At 71.3% G+C, this 22,501-nt stretch carries 16 protein-coding genes; 5 read left to right on the forward strand and 11 right to left on the reverse strand.

Translation table 11 applies throughout. The features are described 5' to 3' along the window. Positions 1-94: 94 nt before the first annotated feature. Together ACRWND_RS04980 and ACRWND_RS04985 are read right to left on the reverse strand one after the other, a co-directional pair. Positions 95-3,883 (reverse strand): hypothetical protein, encoded by a 3,789-nt coding sequence (locus ACRWND_RS04980; protein WP_431946292.1) that lies wholly within the window; start codon positions 3,881-3,883, stop codon positions 95-97. A gap of 362 nt (positions 3,884-4,245) precedes the next feature. Further along, positions 4,246-5,307 carry a hypothetical protein gene (locus ACRWND_RS04985; RefSeq protein ID WP_431946294.1) on the reverse strand — a complete coding sequence of 354 codons (1,062 nt, stop codon included), beginning with the start codon at positions 5,305-5,307 and terminating at the stop codon, positions 4,246-4,248. Positions 5,308-5,636: 329 nt separating this feature from the next. Here ACRWND_RS04985 and ACRWND_RS04990 point away from each other — a divergent pair, with 329 nt between their 5' ends. After that, positions 5,637-6,110, forward strand: coding sequence for a carboxymuconolactone decarboxylase family protein (locus tag ACRWND_RS04990; protein WP_431946296.1), 474 nt, complete (start codon positions 5,637-5,639; stop codon positions 6,108-6,110). Between the two features lie 149 nt (positions 6,111-6,259). After that, a complete protein-coding gene (locus tag ACRWND_RS04995; RefSeq protein WP_431946461.1) occupies positions 6,260-7,183 on the forward strand; it encodes an RNA polymerase sigma-70 factor in 924 nt (307 codons plus the stop codon). 42 nt (positions 7,184-7,225) lie between these two features. Here ACRWND_RS04995 and ACRWND_RS05000 read toward each other — a convergent pair whose 3' ends face one another. The 4 genes from ACRWND_RS05000 to ACRWND_RS05015 all read right to left on the reverse strand — a co-directional run bounded on the left by ACRWND_RS05000 (position 7,226) and on the right by ACRWND_RS05015 (position 11,372). Beyond that, the gene (locus ACRWND_RS05000) at positions 7,226-8,278 is read right to left on the reverse strand and encodes an SPFH domain-containing protein (RefSeq protein ID WP_431946298.1); all 1,053 of its coding nucleotides are present in this window, start codon (positions 8,276-8,278) and stop codon (positions 7,226-7,228) included. A 4-nt stretch (positions 8,279-8,282) separates the two neighbouring features. Further along, the gene (locus ACRWND_RS05005; RefSeq protein ID WP_431946300.1) at positions 8,283-8,714 is read right to left on the reverse strand and encodes an NfeD family protein; all 432 of its coding nucleotides are present in this window, start codon (positions 8,712-8,714) and stop codon (positions 8,283-8,285) included. 210 nt (positions 8,715-8,924) lie between these two features. Beyond that, positions 8,925-10,439 (reverse strand): glycerol kinase GlpK, encoded by a 1,515-nt coding sequence (gene glpK, locus ACRWND_RS05010; protein ID WP_431946302.1) that lies wholly within the window; start codon positions 10,437-10,439, stop codon positions 8,925-8,927. Between the two features lie 165 nt (positions 10,440-10,604). Continuing rightward, positions 10,605-11,372: an IclR family transcriptional regulator gene (locus ACRWND_RS05015; RefSeq protein ID WP_431946304.1), complete on the reverse strand. Its 768-nt coding sequence runs from the start codon at positions 11,370-11,372 to the stop codon at positions 10,605-10,607. Between the two features lie 182 nt (positions 11,373-11,554). Between ACRWND_RS05015 and ACRWND_RS05020 the strand changes: the two genes are divergently transcribed. Together ACRWND_RS05020 and ACRWND_RS05025 are read left to right on the forward strand one after the other, a co-directional pair. Further along, complete coding sequence (locus tag ACRWND_RS05020) at positions 11,555-11,980, forward strand: ATP-binding protein (RefSeq protein WP_431946306.1); 426 nt, start codon at positions 11,555-11,557, stop codon at positions 11,978-11,980. Between the two features lie 103 nt (positions 11,981-12,083). Continuing rightward, positions 12,084-12,506 carry a TOBE domain-containing protein gene (locus tag ACRWND_RS05025; protein ID WP_431946308.1) on the forward strand — a complete coding sequence of 141 codons (423 nt, stop codon included), beginning with the start codon at positions 12,084-12,086 and terminating at the stop codon, positions 12,504-12,506. Positions 12,507-12,615: 109 nt separating this feature from the next. Here ACRWND_RS05025 and ACRWND_RS05030 read toward each other — a convergent pair whose 3' ends face one another. The 4 genes from ACRWND_RS05030 to ACRWND_RS05045 all read right to left on the reverse strand — a co-directional run bounded on the left by ACRWND_RS05030 (position 12,616) and on the right by ACRWND_RS05045 (position 18,365). After that, positions 12,616-13,635, reverse strand: coding sequence for a TolB family protein (locus ACRWND_RS05030; protein ID WP_431946310.1), 1,020 nt, complete (start codon positions 13,633-13,635; stop codon positions 12,616-12,618). Positions 13,636-13,654: 19 nt separating this feature from the next. Further along, complete coding sequence (locus ACRWND_RS05035; protein ID WP_431946312.1) at positions 13,655-14,905, reverse strand: MFS transporter; 1,251 nt, start codon at positions 14,903-14,905, stop codon at positions 13,655-13,657. A 7-nt stretch (positions 14,906-14,912) separates the two neighbouring features. After that, on the reverse strand, positions 14,913-15,812 hold the full coding sequence (locus tag ACRWND_RS05040; protein WP_431946314.1) for an alkaline phosphatase family protein: 900 nt from the start codon (positions 15,810-15,812) through the stop codon (positions 14,913-14,915). Positions 15,813-16,007: 195 nt separating this feature from the next. Further along, positions 16,008-18,365 (reverse strand): N-acetylmuramoyl-L-alanine amidase, encoded by a 2,358-nt coding sequence (locus ACRWND_RS05045; RefSeq protein ID WP_431946316.1) that lies wholly within the window; start codon positions 18,363-18,365, stop codon positions 16,008-16,010. A gap of 224 nt (positions 18,366-18,589) precedes the next feature. Between ACRWND_RS05045 and ACRWND_RS05050 the strand changes: the two genes are divergently transcribed. Continuing rightward, entirely contained in the window at positions 18,590-21,550 is a 2,961-nt protein-coding gene (locus ACRWND_RS05050; protein WP_431946318.1) for a bifunctional [glutamine synthetase] adenylyltransferase/[glutamine synthetase]-adenylyl-L-tyrosine phosphorylase, read from the forward strand. Between the two features lie 79 nt (positions 21,551-21,629). On the opposite strand, the gene ACRWND_RS05055 is transcribed toward ACRWND_RS05050, so the two are convergent. Further along, on the reverse strand, positions 21,630-22,469 hold the full coding sequence (locus tag ACRWND_RS05055) for a phosphatase PAP2 family protein (RefSeq protein WP_431946320.1): 840 nt from the start codon (positions 22,467-22,469) through the stop codon (positions 21,630-21,632). Between the last annotated feature and the right edge of the window lie 32 nt (positions 22,470-22,501).

Raw genomic sequence — 22,501 nt, forward strand, 5'->3', positions numbered from 1 at the left:
GGCGTCGTCTCATGTGTTCCGGGCCGTCCGGCGCCGAGTCCGTCGACGGGGCCGGCGTGTCCGTCCCCCGCACGTTCGGCGCCACCCGGTCACGTCACGGCTTGCCCTTCGGGTGGATGTACCAGCGGTCCCCGAGGAGGCCGGCCAGGACCGACCTGAGGGACACCTCGGTGTGATTCGCATTGGGTACGAGGTAGGCGCGGTCGTCGGCGTCGGGGCCCGTCTGGTTGCTCAGCAGTTCTCCACCGTTGCTGTCGCGCTCTTCGAACCACTGCGCACCGCGATCGTTCGCACGGAACGGGCCTGTCGCGATGTTCGCGCCGTCCCGAGGTTCCTCATAGGAAACCGTGGATGTGACGTACTTCCCGTGCCAGACCAGGTAGACGAAGCCCTCCGGGGTGGGGATCGTGACGAACCGCTGGTTGGAGTCGTCGGTGTCCGGGTTCAGGAACAGCGGGAGGGGCTCCTCCTCCAGGTCGTCGACCGAGAGCGCCTGACCGGACGGCCCGGACTTGTCGCCCAGAACGACCTCGTTGACGGAGGCCGCCTCCTTGGCGTCCTGCAGGAACCAGCGCTGGGTGGGCGATTCGGGGTCCTCGTCCTGGGCGAAGAGCTGGCCACCGCTCTGCGGGGCCGTGAGGTACTGCTTGGTCTTGTAGTTCTCCAGGGTCCAGGTGCCGTCGCCCTCGTAGGTCGGTTTCCACAGCTGATCAAGCTCCGGTTCCTTCCACAGCACCAGCTTCGCGTCGCGGCGCCCGCCCTCCTGCCCGAGGTAGTAGTTGTAGTACTTGGGGTCCTTGGCAAGCAGGTTGTAGTAGCCGGGGTAGTCCGAGGATTTCCTGAGGTCGAACTTCAGATTCAGTTCCGGATTGTCGTAGTTGAACGGCACGTCGCCGATCACATTGCTGCCGGGAAGGGGAAGGCCGGCCACGTTGATCGTGTGGACACTTCGCACCTGAACGTTGGTCTGCGGGACGACGACTTGCGGCATGCCCGGCAGCGGCGGCGGTGTGACCTGCTGCGGCAGGTTGGTGACACGGAACCAGACGGGAACGTGATCCGACGTGGTCACATCGTCGAACAACCGACGCTCGCCGATCCAGAGTCTGTTGGGGAAGCTCCCGACGACCGGGTAGTCGAGGGCACTCGTCAAGGGATCCGCGCCGTGCCCGTAAGCGGGGTGCGTATTGCCCACGCGATAGATCCGGTAGTTCACCGGAGTGCCGGGAGGCGGCGTGATCGCCGGATTGAGGTCGTACGGGTCGCGGTTCCAGTCGCCCGCGGCCAGCCAGGGCCGAGGCCCACCGTTCGGACCCCGGGTCGCCATTCTGGCCCGGATCTGGTCCAGCAGGGCAGGGGCGTCCTGGCCTTGGTTGTCCGCCCGCGCGTGCACCGTGAAGTAGGCGGCACCGTCGACGGTGACACCGAGCGCCGGCCGGGAATAGCCTTCCTCCAGCACCGGATCCCATTCGCCCGGCTCGGTGACATGCAGGTCGTCCGGAGCCACGCGTGTGCGGCTGGCGATGGCCACGTTCACCCGGCCGGCGGGATCGGTGCGGTCCGTATGCAGCCAGTACAGCCAGCCGACACTGTTGGCACTGTCGACCCAGTACTCCCGGATCGCCGGATATGAACCGTCCTCACGTTGGTAGACGTGCTGCGCGATCTCTCTCTGGAACCTCAGGAACGGCCTGCTGCTCCCCGCGTCCGGGTTGCCGGCTTCCTGCAGGAGCACGATGGAAGCGTCGCCTGTGGCCAGCCAGTCGCGCACGTCCTCATAGTTGTTGTGGCGTTCCCCGGTGTCAGGGTTCACATAGGTCGCGCCCTGCATGTTCCAGTTGATCACATTGCGCTCGTTGAGCGTGCGGGGGTCGAGTTCACCACCGGTGTCGCGCAGGAAGAGCGACTGCTGACTGCCCACGTCGGTGGTCGCGATTCCGCGGCCTATGTAGTCCAGGGTTTCGCGGCCGGTCCAGTCCGGGATTCCCTGGCCGCCCTGGCTCAGCGGTTGGAACCTCTCCGGGTCGTCGTCGTTCGAACCGAATTCGTAGACGGTTCCCGACTCGGAGCCGCTGCTGCCGTTCGAGTACGGCCCGTACGGCTCGAAAGACCCGCCAGGGGTGGTCTGCTTGATCAGCGTGTTGTTGTAGAAGACGTTCTGCGGGCCGGAGGAGCCGGACCACTTGACCGCCTTGGGGCCGGCCGCCCACCAGATGGGGTACCAGGTCCCCTCGTCGATCTCGCCGCCTTCACCGCCGCAGTTCGTCTCACAGCTGGCGGAGCGGTGCTCGTAGGGGACCCTGACGGTGTTCTGCTCGAACAGGTTGTCGTGTTCCCAGCCGCCGTGCAGGTTCAGGTCGGAGTCGGTGTCGTTGCGGAAGGCGACGTTGCCGCTGGCCGACCACTGGAAGGTGAAGTGGCGCAGGTTGCGGCTGAGGTTGTAGGCCCACAGCGAGTTCCACACGCGGCTGCCGCGCAGATAGCCGTTGCCGCCCTTGCCCTTGTTCCACGCCCCGTCGAAGCTGTTGCGCTCGATCTGGAGGTTGAGGGCGTTCTCCGTGACGATGGGGTGCGAGCCGGTCATGGTGGCCTTGAGCCCGCGCGCCCAGCTGTTGGCGGCCCACTTGTACACGATGCCGTGCATCGCGTACTCGGGAGCCACGTTGCCGTAGTTGTGGACGGCCTGGTCGGGGGTCAGCTGGTAGGTGCCGCCGCCCAGCTTGGGCAGGCCGTTCATGTCCTGGGTGAAGGCGAAGTTCTCGAACCCGACGCCTTCCACGATCTTCAGGGGGGTGACCTTGCTGGCGTACGGCTTGTCGCCCAGCGCTTCGGAGCCGTCAGAGGTGGAGTCGACCGGCAGGTCCCACTCCAGCGGGCGGTCCAGTCTGATCGTCTTCGCATCGGCGTCGACGCTGGTGACCCGGAACATCTGCTGGCGCATGTGGAGGTCGTCCATCACGCTCTTGTCGGTGACGCCCTGCTGCTCGTAGAACTTGACGCTGTTGGCGGCGCCCACCCAGACGTAGCCGCCGGGCGTGAACTTCGACATGGTGGCAGTCGAGATGAGCTGGACGGTCGTGCTTCCGCGACGGGCGGAGTACCCGGGGTCCCCGGTCTTGGCGGCGAGCTTGATGCCGGAGGCCCAGTGCTGGTTGACCGAGCCTTCGAAGATGTCCTTGCGGTTGGCCGGGGCCGCCGCCCAGTCGTCCTTGTAGCGGTCGGCGATGTCCCGGGTCTGCACCCGGAACATGCCGCGCCCCGGCCACATCCAGCCGCCGGTGCCGACGTCGCTGCCGCTGCCGGCCTTCATGCTGTCCTGGTCCCAGCGGCCGTTGACCAGGGTGTCGTAGCGGGTGTCGACGTCGGGCCGGAACACCAGCTTCGTGCCGCCGTCGCCGGAACCCTGCCCGCGCACGATCAGGAAGCTGGCGTCGACGTAGATCTGACGGGACACATCGATGCGCCCCGCCGGCAACGAGATGAGCGAGAGCCGCTCGTAGCTGGCCGACGGCGAGCACGCGCTCTTGATGTCGTCGATCGCCTTCTGCAGCCCGGCGGTGTCGTCGACGCCGTCGTCGGCGGTCACACCGTACGTGGAGGACAGTTTCTCCGGAGTGATACGGCAGGAGGCATCACCGTTCACCTCGTCGTCGCCGGGCAGCGGCGCGCCGTTCCGGTATCCCACGCGCGACCAGTTCGGCAGGTCGGGGGGCGAGGCGATGCGGTTGGCGTTGCTGAGATCCGGTCCGTCGGCTCCCGGACCGGCCGTCGCCGCGGCGGCTTTCGCCGGCACGGCCGCTGCCGCGCCGGAGGTGAACGCCGGCACTGCGGCGAGAAGGAGGAGGCCGGACAGCAGACCGGCCAAGGGTGGGAAACGTCTCATGGGAGTTCTCTTCTGCGTCATCGTGTGGCATGCGTGGAGGGACGAGGCCGGTCAGGGCCGCCCCCGTGCGGCTGGTTCGGCGCCGCCCCGTCTCCCCGCGCCGTCGACGGCACGGGTGCGCCCGTGTACGGGACCGGTCCTGACACCCAGGTCAGGGCTGGGTGTCAGGACCGGAGGATGCGTGGAGCAGCAGGGCGCGCCGAGTCGGCACGGGGCCGGGTGGACGCGGGGGCCGCGTCGGCACGCCGACCGCTGTGCCGGGACCGCCTTCTCATGTGCGGCCCGTACACGTACGGTCGGGACCGGGACGAGGTCCCTCTATCGGACCGTGCGGACCTGCTGCTCCGGGAGGGCGCCCGGTGTCACCACTGCGGGGCGGGAGGCGTGGGCTGGCCGCGGAAGTCGGCGGCCTGCTTCCACACCACTCCGCTCGTGCCGCCGCCCGCGCCGGTGAGGACGTTGTAGACGAGGGGACCGCTGCTCACGGCCAGCGGGGAGGTGTTGGTCCAGCCGTAGCTCGCGTCCTTGAAGCTGGCCACGACGTCCCCGTGCCGGTTGATCTCGTAGTTGCCGACGGTTCCGTCGAAGTCGCGGAAGGTGATCACGCCATAGCCGTTGTCGGTGAGGGCGACAGAGGGGGCGTACGTCGTGTACGGCCCGACCTTCTTCGGGTTCGTCCAGTTGGGGGTGCCGTACTGCTGCCGCGCCATGTAGATGTTGAAGTCGGTGCCCTCGAAGGCGAGGACCACCTGGTTCCAGGGGGCGGGGTCGTCACCGTCGTTCACCTGCGCGGCCAGGGACGGCGCGTCCTGGCTCCGGGCGTTCGGGACCTGCTGGGCGGTGTCGAACTTCGTGGTGGCGGCGTCGTAGTACATCGTCCAGATGCTGTCGTCGCTCTGGCTGTTCCAGGCGAGCATGAAGGAGTTGCCGGGAAGTGCGGCGGCCGCCACGGGCTGGTTGGTGTTGGTGCGGGCGTTGTTGGGGACCTGCGTCGCGTTGGGCAGGGTCCCCGGCAGCTGGTAGGACGTGGTGAGCTGGATGCGGTGCTGGTATATGTGGCCGTCCTTGCCGGTGTGGAAGATCCGGAAGTTGCCACGGCCGCCGTCGTCGGTCCAGATCACCATCGGGGCGGCGAGCGTCTGTGCGTGATCGGTCGACCCGGCCGTCGCCGGCAACGGGTAGGCGGGTCCGTTGTTCAGCGAGATCCAGATGTTGTCGTTGTCGGCGCCGCGCCACGCGTGCAGGATGTTGCTGCGGCTGTCACGCGCTTCCCCCTCGGTGCTGCTGCTCTGGATCTGGCCGCCCGAGTACGTCGTCGGGTGCCATCCGTCGCCCGCACCAGGCAGGTCGGCGAAAGCCGGTCCCGCCGTGACGACGACCGCGGCAGCGGCAGCCAGGAGAGCCGGGGCCGCCAGCTTGGACATTTTCGACCTTCTGAACACTTTTTCTCCGCGTCTCAAGGGTGATCTTGTGCGCACACCGATGTAAGTGGCCGGTCGGCTTGCGTTTCGCGTGGATCGACCCGTAACGCCGTGGGTGTGCCGGTTCAGCGTACATTAATTGCTTGTGCAAGCAAATTAATGCACCCTGCTCGCGGCCGGGTGCATCGGGAAGCGTCGACGGAAGGCCGCTGACGGCTCGGTCCGTCCGGCTCGGCGGCGGGGTGACGCGGGTCACATCCATCCGTGTCACAGGGCGTCGGGCCATCTCGTCCCAGGGGGTGTCACCACGGACGACCGCAGAGGAGCACATCATGGACGCGCGACTGGACTACTTCGCCAGCCCGACCGCCGGCAAGGTCCTGAAGCACTTCATGTCGGCGGGCAGGGCCCTCAAGGACTCGCCGCTGCCGGCCGCGACACAGGAGCTGGTGGCGCTGCGCGTGAGCCAGATCAACGGCTGCGCCGTCTGCATCGACATGCACGCCAAGGAGGCCGCTGCTGCCGGCGAGACCCCGGTGCGGCTGAACCTGGTCGCGGCGTGGAGGGAGGCCACGGTCTTCACCGAGGCCGAACGCGCCGCGCTGGAACTGGCGGAGGAGGGGACCCGGGTCGCGGATGCGGCCACGGGCGTCAGTGACGAGGTGTGGGCGCGCGCCGCCCGGCACTACGACGAGGAGCAACTGGCCACCCTGGTGGTCCTGGTCTCCATGTTGAACGCGGTGAACCGGCTGAACATCATCGCGCAGCAGCCCGCCGGCTCCTATGAGCCCGGCCGGTTCCACTGAACGGCGGCGACCGGGCCCGGGGTCCGGCTGCGGGTTCCGGGCCCCGGCCGGCGGCGTTAGCGTGACCACCGGTGGTCCGGGTGGTCACGGACGAGATCAACACCGGTGGGCGCGGCCGGGTGCGAAGGCACAAGGGGAGGGGATTCGCCGTGGACAAGGTCGAGGAGTTCGAGGAGCTGCGCCCGCTGCTGTTCTCGATCGCCTACCGGATTCTGGGCAGCGTGGCGGAGGCCGAGGACGCGGTCCAGGAGACGTGGCTGCGCTTCGACGCCTCGGCGACCCGGGTCGCGTCGGTCAAGGCGTTTCTGTCGGCCACGGTGACGCGGTTCTCGATCGACGTGCTGCGCTCCGCGCGGGTGAGGCGGGAGGAGTACGTGGGCCCGTGGTTCCCCGAGCCGCTGCTCAGCGATCCGTATCAGGATCCGGCGCGTGCGGCGGAGCTGGCCGACTCGGTGTCGATGGCGGCCCTGCTGCTCCTGGAGCGGCTCAGCCCGTTGGAGCGGTCGGTGTTCGTGCTGCGCGAGGTGTTCGGCTTCGGGTTCGACGAGGTCGCCGCGGCGGTGGGGCGTTCGGAGTCGGCGTGCCGGCAGCTGCTGGTACGGGCACGACGGCACATGCAGGCCGGGCGGCCACGGTTCGCGGCGGACCGTCAGGAGCGGCAGGAGATGGCGACGCGGTTCTTCGACGCGCTGAAGGACGGTGACATGGGCGGGCTGCGGGATCTGCTGGCCGCCGACGTCCAGTTGGTCGGGGACGGCGGCGGCAATGCCCCGCAGCTCGCCAACACCGTCAGCGGCCCCGAGAACGTGGCCAGGCTGCTCGCCTCCGTCTTCCCCGCGATGGCCCAGGTCGACGTGACGTTCGAGCGGCACGAGATCAACGGGCAGCCCGGCGCGATCTTCCGGGACCGGGACGGCAAGGTGCTCCACACCGTGGCCCTCGAGGTGCTCGACGGGCAGATCCAGACCATCCGCTCGGTGATCAATCCCGACAAGCTCGGCCACCTCGGTCCTGTCGCCGACGTCTGGGCCGTCGACCGCGAGGTGAGGCGGGCGCGCGGGCGGATGAGGTGACCTCGCCGGCGCCCCAGGGGCGCCGGCGGTCGGCGTGGGTGCTCACGGGGTGACGCCATCGGTCCGGGGGACGGGGCGACCGGTCGGCGTCGCTGACGTCTCCGCCCTCGCGGCGTCGGCGAGGGCCGCGGCGGCGGCCTCCGCCGCCTGGGCCGTGTCGCTGGCGGCCTGGGCAGCCATGTCGTCCGAGGGCTTCTCGCGGGTGGCCGGCGACGGGGGCAGCGCCTCGCTGAAGGCGCGGGACACGCCCTGCAGCGCGGAGGTGACCTCGCTGGGGATCATCCAGAAGGTGCTGCCCGAGCCCTGGGCGAGTTGGGGCAGGGTCTGCAGGTACTGCCAGGCGAGCAGCTTGGGGTCGGGGTCGTTGCGGTGCACGGCCTGGAACACCTCGTCGATGGCCCGGGACTGTCCCTCGGCCTGGAGGATCGCGGCCGTGCGGTCGCCCTCCGCACGTAGGACGGCGGCCTGCTTGTCGCCTTCCGCGGTGAGGATCTGCGACTGGCGCTGCCCCTCGGCGCCCAGGATCGCGGCCCGCTTGTCCCGCTCCGCTCGCATCTGCTTCTGCATCGCGTCCTTGATGGACTGCGGAGGGTCGATGGCCTTGATCTCCACCCGGTTGACCCGCAGCCCCCACTTTCCGGTGGCCTCGTCCAGCACCCCGCGCAACTGGCTGTTGATGGTGTCCCGTGACGTGAGGGTCTTCTCCAGGTCCATGGAACCCACGACGTTCCGCAGGGTGGTGACGGTGAGCTGCTCGACCGCCTGGAGGAAGTTCGCGATCTCGTAGAAGGCGGCTCGCGGGTCGGTGACCTGGAAGTACAGGACGGTGTCGATCTCGACGACGAGGTTGTCCTCGGTGATGACCGGCTGGGGTTTGAAGGACACGACCTGCTCGCGCAGGTCGATCACCGGATGGACTCGGTCGATGTACGGAATGACGAGGTTGAGGCCCGGCTTCAGGGTCCGGTGGTAACGGCCGAGGCGCTCCACGTTGCGGGCCCGCGCCTGGGGCACGATGCGCACCGCCCGCACCACGGTGAAGACCGCGAACAACGCGATGATCAGGCCGGCGATCAGAAACGCGGGAGTCTCCATGGTCTCAGTCCCTGGGGTAGACGAGTGCGGTGGCACCGCTGATCTCGATGACGTCCACGGCCGCCCCGGGCGGTATCACCAGCGATGCGTCGTAGGCACGGGCCGTCCACTCCTCGCCGTCGATGCGCACCCTGCCGCCGACGCCCGTCACCTCCGACACGACATAGGCGGCCCTGCCGACCAGTGCCTCAACGCCGAAGCGCTCCCTTGGGGGGCGTTGCAGATGCCGCACCGCGACCGGGCGCACGAACACCACGCTGACCGTGGCGACGACGGCGAACACGACGAACTGGAACGGCAGCGGCAGTCCGACCGCGGCGGCCCCGGCGGTGAACAGTGCGGCCGCACTGAGCATCCCGAGCGCCGCGGTCAGGGTGAGGATCTCCGCGACGGCCAGCGCCGCCGCGAGGAACAACCAGATCAGCCATGGATCCATGAGCGTGCCCCTTTTGACCGGTGCGGGCATGCAGGGCCGGTATCTCCACTTCACTGGGCTCCTACCCCGGTCGCCGCGCCTCGCACCGAGTCCGGGGCCCGCACCGCTGCGTGGTCCCCGGCCGCGAGGCCAGGACCGTCCGCGGCGCCGCCTACCGGACCCCCGGGGACGGGTGGCCGGCCGGGCTGTGCTCAGCGGCCCGCCCCGGGGTCATGGCGCCCCGGGCTGTCTGATCCAGCCGAGGGAGCGGTCCACGGCGCGACGCCAGTTCGCGTACTCGGCCTCCCGGCGCGCGGGGTCCATGTCGGGCAGCCACTGGGCGGCCCGGTGCCAGTTGTTCCGCAGCACCCTCAGGTCCGGCCAGTAGCCGGAGGCGAGGCCGGCGGCGTAGGCGGCGCCCAGGGACACCGTCTCGGCGACCATGGGGCGGACCACCGGCACGTCGAGGACGTCGGCGATGAACTGCATGAGCAGGTTGTCCGCCGTCATGCCGCCGTCGACCTTGAGCTCCTTGAGCGGGAGCGGGGAGTCGGCGTTCATGGCGTCGACGACCTCGCGGGTCTGCCAGCCGGTGGCCTCCAGTACGGCCCGGGCCAGGTGCCCCTTGGTGATGTACGAGGTGAGTCCGACGATGACGCCGCGGGCGTCGCTGCGCCAGTGCGGGGCGAAGAGACCGGAGAAGGCGGGCACGATGTAGCAGCCGCCGTTGTCCTCGACGGTGCGCGCGAGGGTCTCGATCTCCGGGGCGCTGCTGATCAGGCCGAGGCGGTCGCGGAACCACTGCACCAGCGACCCGGTGACGGCGATCGACCCCTCCAGGGCGTAGACCGCGGGCTGGTCGTCGATCTTGTACGCGACCGTGGAGAGCAGCCCGTGCCGCGACCTGACCACCTCCGTGCCGGTGTTGAGCAGCAGGAAGCTGCCGGTCCCGTAGGTGCATTTCGCCTCGCCCGGGGAAAAGCAGGTCTGGCCGAAGAGGGCCGCCTGCTGGTCGCCGAGCGCGGCGGTGATGCGGACGCCCGGCAGCACGGTGCGGGCCGCGCCGTAGTTCTCGGCGGAGGCGTGGATCTCCGGGAGCATCGCACGGGGGACGCCGAAGAAGTCCAGCAGGTCCTGGTCCCAGGTCAGCGAGTGGATGTTCATCAGCATGGTGCGGCTGGCGTTGGTGGCGTCGGTGATGTGCAGACCGCCGTCGACCCCGCCCGTCAGGTTCCAGATCAGCCAGGTCTCCATCGTCCCGAAGAGCAGCCGCCCGTCGCGGGCGCGCTGTTCGAGCTCGGGCGTCTCGTCGAAGAGCCACCGGATCCGCGGCGCGGAGAAGTAGGTGGAGGGCGGCAGGCAGCAGCGCTCCAGGAAGAAGTCGTCGCCGGGGTCCCGGCGCAGCCGTTCGACGAGCGGTGCGGTACGGGTGTCCTGCCAGACGACGGCCCGGCCCAGCGGTACTCCCGTGCTCGGGTCCCACAGCACGGTCGTCTCCCGCTGGTTGGCGATGCCCATGGCGGCGACCTCGTCCGCCGCGATCTCGGCGGAGGACAGCGCCTGCGGCACGATGCGCTCGAGGTTGCGCCAGATCTCCAGGGCGTCGTGCTCCACCCAGCCGGGCCGGGGGAAGTGCTGCTGGTGCTCCCGCTGCGCCACCGACACCAGGCGGCCCCGGTGGTCGAAGAGGATGCATCGGGTGGAGGTGGTGCCCTGGTCGATGGACAACACAAACCGTTCAACCATGGTCGGGGCCTCTCCGATGCGTTCTCTCCGATGCGTTCCGATGCCGCCGCCGCCTGATCGTTTCGGTGCTCTCCCGGCTGCCTCCTCGTGCTCTCGTCGCAGTCGCCGTGCCCCTTCGCTGTGCCGGCACGTCCGTAGCGGGGTGTCCGCCGCACGGCACGGGCCTCACCAGCGGGCCGCGCCGAGGTCTCTGGAGATCGCCCGCGCGGCCTCGCGGAGCAACGTGACCAGGGACGCGTGGGGGCGGCTCTTGGTGTCGCAGATCCGCTCGACCGGGCCCGACAGGCCGATCGCCCCGACGACGAGCCCGCCCGAGCCGCGGATCGGCGCCGCGACCCCGGCCTCGCCCATCGACATCTCCTGCACCTCCGCCGCCCAGCCCTGCTCGCGGACCTCGGCGAGCGCCCGGGTCAGATCCTCCTGCGCCACCAGGGTGTGCCGGGTGTACGCCTGCGGTTCCTCCTTCAGCAGCACCTCCACCGACGCCGCCCCGTAGGCCAGCAGGATCTTGCCGAGTGAGGAGGCGTGCAGCGGCAGCAGGGTGCCGACGTCGAGAGTCTGCAGGCTGTCGTCGGGCCGGAAGACGTGGTGGACGACGAGCACCTGGCCTTCGAGCGGGGTGCCGAGGCGCACCGCCTCGCCGCTGCGCGCGGCGAGCGCGTCGGCCCAGTTGATCGACCTCGACCGCAGTTCGTTGACGTCCAGGTAGCTGGTGCCCAGGTGCAGCAGGGCCGCACCGAGCTGGTACTTGCCCGTCGCCGGGTCCTGCTCGACGAAGTCCACGTGCTGGAGGGTGCGCAGGATGCCGTGCGCCGTGCCCTTCGCCAGCCCGAGGGAGCCGGCCACTTCGCCCAGCCCGAGGCGGCGGGGTCCGCCGGCCAGCAGCCTGAGGATCGCCGCCGCCCTTTCGATGGACTGGAGCGGACCGGCCATACGTCGATGCTATCCCCGGCAATCCCGAGCGGCATCAGCACGTTTGCGCAGGTCGTTCGACGTATAAGGGCAGCGTTCGATAATGCCGACCCCGATTCATTGACCGGTGCGGCCCCCGTCTCGGAGGCTTGTCGGTCAGGCCCGGGAGTCCGCCCGGCAGGACTCCCCGGGAGGAGGACACCATGGCGTCGGAGCCCGAGACGATGTCGCAGCGTGCGGACGTGCACGCCTGCGCGCTGTCGTACAGGCCCGGCGCCCTGTCCGTCGTGCGCCGGCGGGTACGCGCCGTGCTGGCGGAGTGGGACCTGCGTCCGGAGGTCGTGGAGGACGTGCTGCTGGTGATCTCGGAGCTGACCACGAACGCGGTCGTGCACGCCGAGGGCCCCGCCGGGTTGCGTATCCGCTGGACGGACGTCGACGGGCGCAGCGCCCTGCGCGTCGAGGTGACCGACGGCGGCCCGGCAGTCCGGACCGACCCTCCCGGAGGGTCCACCGACCCCGACGAGCACGGGCGCGGGCTCGGCATCGTCAGCGCCCTGTCGATCCGGCACGGGGTCCGTACCGACCGCGCGGGCTTCACCCACTGGGCGGACCTGGTCACCGCCTGATCGACCTCTCCGGCCGCCGTCGGTGGGCTGGACCGCCGCCCGGGCCCGGGGCGGGCGGCGGGTCTGCGCGCGGCGGGCCGGGAGCGGGCTTACGGTGCCGCTCATGGCACTGAGCATGCGCAACCAGATCGAGGGCAAGGTCGCCTCGGTGGTCCCGGGCGAGGTGATGGCCGTGGTCACCGTCCGCCTCGACGGCGGCGGGCCGGACTTCACGGCGGCCGTGACGGCGGAGGCCGTGCGTGAACTCGGCATCATCCCGGGCGGCGGAGTGACCGTGCTGATCAAGGCGACGGAGGTCGCCCTGGCGACGGCACCCGTGCAGGGCATCAGCATCCGCAACCGGATCCCCGGCACCGTCACCGCCGTGACGCGGGGCGAGGCCATGGCGACCGTGCGGATCGCCTTCGGGGGCAGTCGTGAGCTGACCGCGGTGATCACCCGGGAGGCCTTCGACGAGCTGGGCGTCGCGGAGGGCGACCAGGTCGTCGCGCTGGTCAAGGCCACCGACGTGTCGCTGGCGACCTGACATCGGAGCCCCGGCGACCGGAGGACCCGGCGACCTGACGGCTTTCCGCCCGCCGGGTGGTGCGCCGGACGCGGCCCCGCCCGCCGAGCAGCGCCGGGGAACGCGGGCCCTACCCGAGGTAGGCGGGGGCCAGGGCCGCCGTCATCATGCGGCGGGCCCGGCCCGTGCCGTCGGCGGGCACCGTCCACAGGTCCGCGCCGAAGTCCCCGGCGAGGGCGTAGACGAGCGTGCGGTCGTCGCGCCAGACGACCTGGTCGTCGACGCTGCGCCGCTCGGCGACCGGGGTCTCGCGCAGGGTGGCCAGATCCAGGACGTACAGCCGCCACGGCGCGTCGGGGGAGAGGCCGGGGACGCGCTTCTTGAAGACGAGCCGGGTGCCGTCGGGCGAGAGCGAGGGGCACTCGACGTTGTCGCGGAGCGTCCGCACGGAGCGGGCCGCGAGGTCGCCGCGGACGAGATAGGTGCGGCCTCCGGTGCCGAGGGTTGCGTAGAAGTGGGCGTCGTCGGCGAAGGTGACGCCCCAGAAGTTCACGTCGGCGGCGCGGTAGGACCTGCCGTCCCTGGTGATCCGGAAGTCCTCGAGGTTCTTCACGAGCGTCCAGGTACGGGTGTCCAGGACGGAGGTGCGGGTGGAGAAGTCGGTGCCCGCGTAGGAGTCGCCGCCGACGAACACCGTCCAGGCGACCATCCGTCCGCTGGGCGAGACCCGGGCCCGGGTCGGGATGCCGGCGAGGGGGAAGCGGCGCAGCTCGCGCAGCCGGGCGTCGAGCACGACGGCGCGGTAGCCGTCCTGGACGGCGCCCTTGACCGACTGCAGGCAGATGCCGGTGCCCGCGGCCGCGTAGAAGCGCAGGCACGCGACCTTCGAGGCGGTGCGCACGGCCCCGGGGCTGTCGGCCGGGACGGTGGCGAGCTCGTCCCGGTGCGGCCCCCACGCCATGTTGCGGAACACCAGGCGTGGCGCGTCCGGCGCCAAGGTCACCGTTCCGGCGGTGACCGCGGGGCCGCCGGCCTGCGGGCGGTCCTTCTCCGCCGCGCGGTCGGAGGCGCGCAGCACGGACACGGCGGCGACGGCGGCCAGCGCCGCCACGGCGGCGAGCAGCAGGAACAGACGGCTGCGGGTGTTCATGGGGGCCTTTCCTCGGGGGTCACTTGCTCTGCGCCGGACGCAGGCACCAGGCGCAGACCGCGCACGCCGTCAGCGCCAGCGCGGCGGTGGTCAGGGCCGTGACGTCGCCCCACGCGGTCCAGGCGGCGCCGAAGGCCAGGGAGGCGGCGAAGCGGGCCGTGGCCTGCCCGGTTTGGACGAGGGCGAGCCCGGCGCCGCGCAGTTCGTCGGGTACGGCGGTGGAGGCGGCGGCCATCAGCACCCCGTCCGTGGCGGCGTAGAAGGCGCCGTGCAGCAGCAGGACGGCGTACGCCGGGCCGTGCGCGAGCAGCAGTCCGTACGCGGCGAGCAGCGCGACGTGCCCGGTCAGGAACATCCGCCAGCGCCCCACCCGGTCGGCCAGCCGCCCCAGTGGCACGGCGAGCAGCAGGAAGGCCGCCGCGGTGCCCAGTGGCAGCAGCGCGAACCAGCGGTCGGGGACTCCCAGGCGGTGCTGGAGCAGCAGGTAGACGAAGGAGTCGCTGACCGTCGACAGGCCCAGCAGCGTCGCGCAGACCGTCAGCCGCCGCACGTCCCGGCGGCGCAGCAACGCCAGGGACGCCCGCAGGGACGGCGCCGGGGAGCCGGCGGCGGCCGGGGTGGGAACCCCGCGGCGGCGGCCCGGCACGAAGAGCAGCAGCACCAGCACGCCCACGGCGGCGACGCAGAAGCTCACCGTGAAGACGGCGTCGTACCCCTCGGCGGCCTGCCGCAGGATGAGGAAGGCCACCAGCGGTCCCAGCAGCGCCCCGGCGGTGTCCATGGCGCGGTGCACGCCGAAGGCCCGGCCGCGCGCCTCGGGCGTGGAGGCCAGGGAGATCAGCGCGTCCCGCGGCGCGGTGCGCAGCCCCTTGCCGGTGCGGTCGGCCGCGAGGACGGCACCGATCAGCGGGAGGCCGTGGGCCAGGAGCAGCGCGGGCTTGCACAGTGCCGACAGGCCGTAGCCGAAGGCCGCGACGGCCTTGTGCCGGCCGCCGCCCCGATCGGCGAGGTGGCCGCCGGCCAGCCGCACGAGCGCGCTGAAGCCGTTGTACACGCCGTCCAGCAGGCCGAAGCCGAGCGGGGAGAGACCGAGTCCGGCGACCAGGTAGAGGGGCAGCACGGCCGTGACCATTTCCGACGAGACGTCGGTGATCAGGCTGACGGCGCCCAGGACGAGGACGGTGGGGGCGACGGCGGTGGCCCGCGGTCCGGGACGCGGCGCGTCCCGGACCCCGGTGCCGGTTCCGCCGCGGCTGTCCGCGACGTACACGTCGGCCTCAGCTCGCCCAGATGCCGGTGATGTCCGAGGCGGAGGCGGCGTTGCCCGCGTGCGTGCTCAGACCCGCCAGGTCCTCCAGCGTGCGGAGCATGTTGTAGTGGTTGTACGTCGTCGCGGAGGACGAGCCGGCCTTGACCGGCTGGCCGTACAGCACGGTCGGGATCTTGTTGCCGCTCAGCCGGTTGTCCTCGTCGAAGGTGACGACGAGCAGGCTGTTGTGGGTCTTCGCCCAGGTCGCGTACGCGCCCAGCTTGTTCTTCAGCCAGGTGTCACCGGTGGAGACCGAGCAGTCGTGCATGTCGCTGCACAGGTTGGGCACCACGAAGGAGACCTTCGGCAGGGTGGTGAAGTCCGTCGGGAACTGCGCGAAGGTCTTCGCCGTCGACGTCGGGACGTTGCTGAACGCGAACCACGGGTTGTGCTTGCGGGCGTAGGTGCCGCTGCTGCAGGTGGTCGAACCCTGACTGGGCAGCGTCTCGTTGTAGCTGGCCCAGCTCTTGCCCGCGGCGATCAGCTCGGAGGCGAGGTTGGGCTTGGAGCTGAAGCCGGGGGTGTAGCAGCCGTCGTCGGTGACGCCCTGGTTGCCGCCCGAGAAGATCTGCAGGTAGTTGGGCTGGCTCGGGTGCGTGATGCCGTACGACTGCGTCAGGTTGGCGCCGCCGGCCTTCAGCGTGTTGTTGATGTAGGGGGCGCTGGAGCTGCCGATGACCTGGTTGTAGGCGTGGTTCTCGAACATCACCACGACCACGTGGTCGGGGTTCGGCACGCTGCCCGCCGCGTGGGCGGTCTCGGACCCGCCGAGCCCGGCCCACAGGCCGAGGGAGGCGGCGGCGACGCCGAGGGCGGACGCCAGAGCGGTGACGGTGCGACGGGGACGGGGCAGGGACCAGCCGGACACGGCGGACCTCCGGGGAGCGGGGGACGGGGACGGGGGTGGTGCGGCGCCAGATTAGGAGGGGCCGTGGACGTCCGAAGCGCCGTGGAAGTGAAGGTCCGGGGAACGGTGCGAACGTTCCGGCTCGCGGGGGCGAGCGCGGGCAGAAAAAGCCCGGGGAGCGCAACTCGCGCTCCCCGGACTCTTGTTGTCAGGGCGTCACTTGATGTAGGTGATGCCGTCCGTGGTGATCGTCGGGCGTCCGGAGGTGCCGACGACGACGATCTTGAGGGTGTGCTTGGCGCTGGTGCTCCAGGTCTTGGACCAGATCGTCTGGCGGTAGGCGGTGGTGGAGGACTTGAGGTCCACCGTGGCCGCCTTGACCCCGTCGACGTAGACGTACGCCTGGCCGGAGGTCGAGGCCCGGGACACCACCCAGCCGACCGAGCGGCCGGTGAACGTCCAGGTCAGGCTGGCGTTCTTGGAGGACGAGGTGGAGGACTTCCCGCCGAGGTAGCTGGTGGAGCTCTTCGTCGACCAGGTACCGGACTTCGTCGCCGAGGTCTCCTGCAGGATCGCCGCAGTGCGGCTCACCGAGGCGGTGGTGTAGTTCCCGGCCGCGTCGGTGGCCTTCAGGCCGTACGTGACCGCGGTGTTCACCTTGCCCGTGGTGCTCCACGAGGTGGTGGTCGGACCGAAGGCGGCGGTGGTGGGGGCGGTCGCCGCGACGCTCTTGAGGGCGCCGTTGTCGGCGGCCTTCCAGGTCACGGAGACCGGCACGGAGGTGCTGGACACCGTGGCGTTGCGGATCTTCACCGCGGGCGCGGTGGTGAACGTCGGCTTGGTCGTGTCGCCGACCACGCTGTACGAGGACGCCGAGGTCGCCGTCTTGTTGTTGATGTGCACGGCGCGGACGGTCACGGTGTGCCTGCCCGCGGCGACCGTGATCGGCGCGGAGAGCGCGGTGGGCTTGGCGGTGGCGGCGACCTTGCCGTCCACGAGCACCTCGAACCGCTTGATGACGGCGGTCGGGGTGGACTCCTTCCAGGCGACCGTGGCCGAGCCCTTGGTGTAGTACGAGGACCCGGAGAGCGTGGCGCCGCTGACCCCGTTCAGGGTCGGCGCGGCGACGCCCGAGGAGTAGGAGCGGATGGTGGGCACCTTGGCGTACAGGTTGGTGCCGGGGCACGCGGTGGCGAACCCGTCGCGGTGACCGGAGATCGGGTAGAACGCCTTGCCGTTGACGGTCTGGGTCTTGGTCCCGGGGTTGGGGTCGATCTTCTTGAAGCCCAGCTTCCAGGCGGCCAGGGCGGTGACCGAGCCCAGCATCTGCGAGGTCATCGGCGTGGCCTTGGAGACGTGCGTGTCGGTCTGGAAGTAGCCGATGACCGCGATGCCCGAGGTACCGGTGTTGTAGCCCTCGGTCTGGGCGCCCACCACGGCACGGTCCACGCCGCCGTAGCGGCCCTCGTAGATCGTGCCGCACTTGTCGACGAGGAAGTTGTAGCCGATGTCCCGCCACGTCTGGCTGACGTGATACGCGTAGATCTGCCGGATGATGCTCGGCGAGTCGCTGCAGCTGTAGTCACCGCTCTTCGCCTGGGCGTTGTACGTGGCGGTGTGGTGCACGAAGACCACCTGCACCCCGTTGGGCGCGTAGGCCGGCTCCGTCTGCTCGCGGATGCTCTCGTCGGCGCCCCAGCCCGCCCTGGTGACGATGGGCGGCTTGGGCATGGTCGAGGTGGGGGGCGGGGATGAGGCGGAAACGGATGCTGAGGCCGACGCCGACGCCGACGCCGACGCCGACGCCGACGCCGACGCCGACGCGGAGGCCGTCGCGGAGGCCGTCGGGGAGCTCGTGGTGGGCGGGCCGCTGGTCGCCGGGGCGCCGCCGGCGGGGGCGGAGCTTTCCGGGGCGCTCGGCTCGGTAACCGGAGGCTCCGTCGTGGCCGGTGCGGTCGTCTCGGTGGACGTCGGGGTCTGCGTGGGATCCGCGGGCGGCGACGCGGGGTCCTCGGAGTTCTCGGAGTCGGCGGCGAAGGCGGCAGGCGCCATCGCCACGTCGACGCTGCTCTTCTTGTCGCTCTCGCCGACCAGGGCGAGTCTCAGGCCCCTCGGGATGCCGGCCGCGCCCTTGTCGGACCGGACGCGGACCTGCACGCCGTCGGACCAGCCCACCCACAGCGGAGGGGTGCCACCGCGTCCCGCCGCCTCGTCGCCGGCGTCCGGTGCGTCGTCGTTGTGCGTCTCGATGCCGAACCAGTCGGACCATGTGCCGGACTTCTGCGCCCGGACCCGCAGCTCGATCGTGCCGTCCAGCTCCGCCTTCGGATCGTCCCAGGTCACACCGAGGGTGCCGAAGGCGTCCGTGCGCTGCTGGGGCAGCTCCCGCTCGCCGCCGGTGCCCTTGAGCTCCAGCGCGTCCACCGTGGTGCGCACCGGCCCCTTGTGGGCCGCCGACGAGACGGTCCCCTCCGGGCCGCTCGCCACGGAGGCGGCGGTCACGGCTCCGGCCCCGCCGAGCACGACCGCCCCGACCGCGAGCCAGGCACGCCCGCGCACACGTATTCGTCCCATGTAGTCTTCCCCGCCCCGTCCCACCCCTGAGCCCGTGGGTACCGTTGGTTGAATTCCAAACCCCTGAATCGGGAAGCGCTTTATACCAGAGCGGCCGGGCCCCCTTCATCCCGCTGGACGTTCGATGCGAAAGCGGCGATACCGTCAGATAACGGAGAAACGGCCGGACGGATACTCTCTCCAGGGCGGATCAGCCCGGCCGGAGCGCGGGAAAGGCAGGCGGAGTGCTGGAAGGGCGACGGGACACCAGGTTCGGGCGGCTGCTCAGGCACGGCTTCTGCGACGCCGTGGCCGCCGAGGCGCTGCTGGGCGGCGACATCCTCGCCCCCGTCCGCAGCGATCCGGTCCTGCTCGACGCCCTCGGCGCCACCGCCGACCCCGACCAGGCGCTCGCCTCCCTCGTGCGGCTCCTCGAGGCACTCGCCCCCGGGGAACGGCGCACTCTCCTCGACACGCTCACCACGGCCAAACCGCTGCGCGACCGGCTGCTGGGGGTGCTCGGCGCCTCCTCCGCCCTGGCCGACCACCTGGCCCGGCACCCGGACCACTGGCACTCCCTGGTCACCTACGAGCACGCCGACCTGCACCCCGGCACCGCGGAGTTCGAGCGGCAACTGGCCGAAGCCGGCGACCCGGAGTCGCTGCGCGTGGCCTACCGGCGCTGCCTGCTGGGCATCGCCGCCCGCGACGTGTGCGGCACCAGCGACCTGGTGGAGACCGCCGCCGAGCTCGCCGACCTCGCCACCGCGACGCTGCGCGCGGCGCTGGCCATGGCCGAGGCCGAGGCGCCGGACGACGCCGCGCAGTGCCGGCTCGCGGTGATCGGCATGGGCAAGTGCGGCGGCCACGAGCTGAACTACATCTCCGACGTCGACGTCATCTTCGTGGCCGAGGCATGCCCCGACGCCGAGGAGGCCAAGGCGCTGCAGGCCGCCACCCGGCTGGCCGCGCACCTGATGCGGATCTGCTCCGACACCACCGTCGAGGGCAGCATCTGGCAGGTCGACGCCAACCTCCGCCCCGAGGGGCGGCGCGGCCCGCTGGTGCGCACCCTCTCCAGCCATGTGGCCTACTACAAGCGCTGGGCCAAGACCTGGGAGTTCCAGGCGCTGCTCAAGGCCCGCCCGGTGGCCGGCGACCCGGCGCTCGGGCAGGAGTACGTCGAGGCGCTGTCGCCCATGGTGTGGCAGGCCGCCGAGCGCGACCACTTCGTCCAGGACGTGCAGGAGATGCGGCGCCGGGTCGTGGAGAACATCCCCGCCGCGCACCTCGACCGAGAGCTCAAGCTCGGCCCGGGCGGCCTGCGGGACGTGGAGTTCGCGGTGCAGCTGCTCCAGCTCGTGCACGGCCGCACCGACGCTTCGCTGCGCAGCGGCACCACCCTGACCGCGTTGTCCCAGCTCGCCGCCGGCGGATACGTGGGCCGCGCGGACGCGGCGGCACTCGACGCCGCGTACCGCTTCCTGCGGACGATGGAGCACCGCATCCAGCTCCAGAAGCTGCGCCGCACCCACCTGATGCCCGAGGACGCGGCCGACCTGCGGCGGCTCGGCCGCTCGATGGGCTTCCGCGCGGACCCGGTGACGGAGCTGACACGGGAGTGGCGGCGGCACGCCAGGGAGGTGCGCCGCCTCCACGAGAAGCTGTTCTACCGTCCACTGCTCGACGCGGTCGCCCAGCTCGCTCCCGGGGAGGCGGGCCTGTCCACGGCCGCGGCCAAGCAGCGCCTGGAGGCGCTCGGCTACGCCGACCCCGCCGCGGCCCTGCGCCACCTGGAGGCGCTGGCCTCCGGGGTCAGCCGCAAGGCCGCGATCCAGCGGACCCTGCTGCCGGTGCTGCTCGGCTGGTTCGCCGACTCTGCGGACCCCGACGCGGGCCTGCTGAACTTCCGCAAGGTCAGCGACGCCCTGGGCCGCACCCCCTGGTACCTGCGGCTGCTGCGCGACGAGGGCGCCGCCGCGATGAACCTCGCGCGGGTGCTGTCCTCCGGTCGGCTCGCCCCCGACCTGCTCATGCGGGCCCCCGAGGCGGTCGCCCTGCTCGCCGACGACGAGGGGCTCCAGCCGCGCGGCCGCGCCGCCCTGGACCAGGAGGTGCTGGCCGCGGTGCACCGCGCGGACTCCGCCGAGCAGGCCGTCGCCGCGGTCCGCGGGGTGCGCCGCCGCGAGCTGTTCCGCACCGCGGCCGCGGACCTGGTGGGTGTCCACCGCGACGACCCGGACGCGGTGGGCGCCGCCCTCACCGACCTCAACGCCGCCGCCGTCACCGGGGCCCTGCAGGCCGCGGTGGGCGCCGTCGAGGCGGCCGAGGACGAGCCCCTGCCCACCCGGTTCTCCGTCATCGGCATGGGCCGCTTCGGGGGCCGCGAACTGGGCTACGGGTCCGACGCGGACGTCCTGTTCGTCCATGACCCCTATGAGGGTGTCGACGAGCACCGGGCCGCCCGGTCCGCGCTCAAGGTCGCCAACGAACTGCGCCGGCTGCTGCAGATCCCCACCACCGACCCGCCGCTGCTGATCGACGCCGACCTGCGCCCGGAAGGCAAGAGCGGACCGCTGGTGCGCACGCTCGGTTCGTACGCCGCCTACTACCGGCGCTGGTCGCTGGTCTGGGAGCGGCACGCGCTCCTGCGCGCCGAACCGGTCGCGGGCGACGAGGACCTGGGCGCCCGCTTCATCGCCCTCGCCGACCCGCTGCGCTACCCGGCCGACGGGCTGCCGGAGGAGGCGGCGCGCGAGATCCGCCGGCTCAAGGCCCGGATGGAGTCCGAGCGGCTGCCGCGCGGCGCGGACCCGACAACCCACGCCAAACTGGGACGGGGCGGGCTCAGCGACGTCGAGTGGACGGTGCAGCTGCTGCAGTTGCGGCACGGCGCGCGGGTCCCCGGGCTGCGGACCACCCGTACCCGCCCGGCGCTGGCCGCCGCCGTGGCGGCGGGACTGGTCCCCGCCGAGGACGCCGAGGTCCTGGACGCCGCCTGGATCCTGGCGAGCCGGTTGCGCAACGCCGTCATGCTCGTCCGGGGCCGCCCCGGCGACACCTTCCCCGGCGACGGCAGGGAGCTCGCCGCGGTCGGGCGCTACCTCGGCTACGAGCCGGGGCACGTGGGCGACATGGTCGAGGACTACCGCCGCACCACGCGGCGGGCCCGCGCGGTGGTCGAGCGCCTCTTCTACGGCATGTAGGGGGCGCGTTGCACGTACCGGTTCTGCCCCGGGCCTGCCCCGGTCCGCGCACCGAAGCGTGCTCGTCCGCGCCGCCCGGCTACACCGCCGCGACGCGTACCTGGCGCGGCAACCGGTAGGCGAGGCCGCCGTAGACGGCCCAGGAGGCGGCGAAGCCGACGCCGAGGCAGAGGCTGCCGCCGACGGCGTCCAGCCAGAAGTGGTTGGCGGTCGAGACGATGACGACCAGCGTGGCGACGGGGTAGAGCACGCCCAGCACCCGCACCCAGGCCCGCTGCGCCAGCATGGCGATGGTGATGCCGCACCACAGCGACCAGCCGATGTGCATCGACGGCATGGCCGCGTACTGGTTGGAGACGTGCGCCAGGTCGCCCGAGGCCATCGACCCCCAGGTGTGGTGGATCCGGACGGTGTCGACGAAGCCCCCGCCCTCCATCAGCCGGGGCGGCGCCAGGGGGAAGAAGTAGAAGCCGAGCAGCGCGATTCCGGTGGTCACGAAGAGGACCAGCCGGGTCGGCGCGTACCGCCCGGGATGCTTGCGGAAGAGCCACACCAGCACCGCCAGGGTGACGATGAAGTGCAGCGTCGCGTAGTAGTAGTTCATGCCGACGATGAGCCACGTGACGGAGTTCACGGCGTGGTTGACCGCGTGCTCGAAGGCGAGGCCGAGGGAGTGCTCGAGTCCCCAGACGTGGCTCGCGTTCCGCATGGCGTCGTCCTGCTGCTCGGGCACGGCGTTGCGCACGAGCGAGTAGATCCAGTAGCTGACGGCGATCAGCAGGATCTCGAACCACAGCCGGGGCCGGCGTGGCGCCAGCAGCCGGCCGGCCGGCGCTCCATCGATGTCACGGGAATCGATGGAGCGCGTCGGCACGCCGCCACTGCGGTGGTCCATGGTCTTCGCGGTCGATTCCCCCATGGGGCGATAGTCTGCCATGCGGTCCGGCACCG

Origin of the sequence: Actinacidiphila sp. bgisy167, assembly GCF_965342175.1 — a bacterium.
In the GTDB taxonomy this organism is placed as follows: Bacteria; Actinomycetota; Actinomycetes; order Streptomycetales; family Streptomycetaceae; genus Actinacidiphila.

Bases quoted from the DNA above. Each gene is read 5' to 3' on its own strand.
- ACRWND_RS05055 (WP_431946320.1), bottom strand. From the start codon at position 22,469: ATGGGGGAATCGACCGCGAAGACCATGGACCACCGCAGTGGCGGCGTG.
- ACRWND_RS05030 (WP_431946310.1), bottom strand. From the start codon at position 13,635: ATGAACACCCGCAGCCGTCTGTTCCTGCTGCTCGCCGCCGTGGCGGCG.
- ACRWND_RS05005 (WP_431946300.1), bottom strand. From the start codon at position 8,714: ATGGATCCATGGCTGATCTGGTTGTTCCTCGCGGCGGCGCTGGCCGTC.
- ACRWND_RS05025 (WP_431946308.1), top strand. From the start codon at position 12,084: ATGGCACTGAGCATGCGCAACCAGATCGAGGGCAAGGTCGCCTCGGTG.
- glpK (WP_431946302.1), bottom strand. From the start codon at position 10,439: ATGGTTGAACGGTTTGTGTTGTCCATCGACCAGGGCACCACCTCCACC.
- ACRWND_RS05000 (WP_431946298.1), bottom strand. From the start codon at position 8,278: ATGGAGACTCCCGCGTTTCTGATCGCCGGCCTGATCATCGCGTTGTTC.
- ACRWND_RS04980 (WP_431946292.1), bottom strand. From the start codon at position 3,883: ATGAGACGTTTCCCACCCTTGGCCGGTCTGCTGTCCGGCCTCCTCCTT.
- ACRWND_RS04985 (WP_431946294.1), bottom strand. From the start codon at position 5,307: ATGTCCAAGCTGGCGGCCCCGGCTCTCCTGGCTGCCGCTGCCGCGGTC.
- ACRWND_RS05015 (WP_431946304.1), bottom strand. From the start codon at position 11,372: ATGGCCGGTCCGCTCCAGTCCATCGAAAGGGCGGCGGCGATCCTCAGG.
- ACRWND_RS05020 (WP_431946306.1), top strand. From the start codon at position 11,555: ATGGCGTCGGAGCCCGAGACGATGTCGCAGCGTGCGGACGTGCACGCC.
- ACRWND_RS04990 (WP_431946296.1), top strand. From the start codon at position 5,637: ATGGACGCGCGACTGGACTACTTCGCCAGCCCGACCGCCGGCAAGGTC.
- ACRWND_RS05045 (WP_431946316.1), bottom strand. From the start codon at position 18,365: ATGGGACGAATACGTGTGCGCGGGCGTGCCTGGCTCGCGGTCGGGGCG.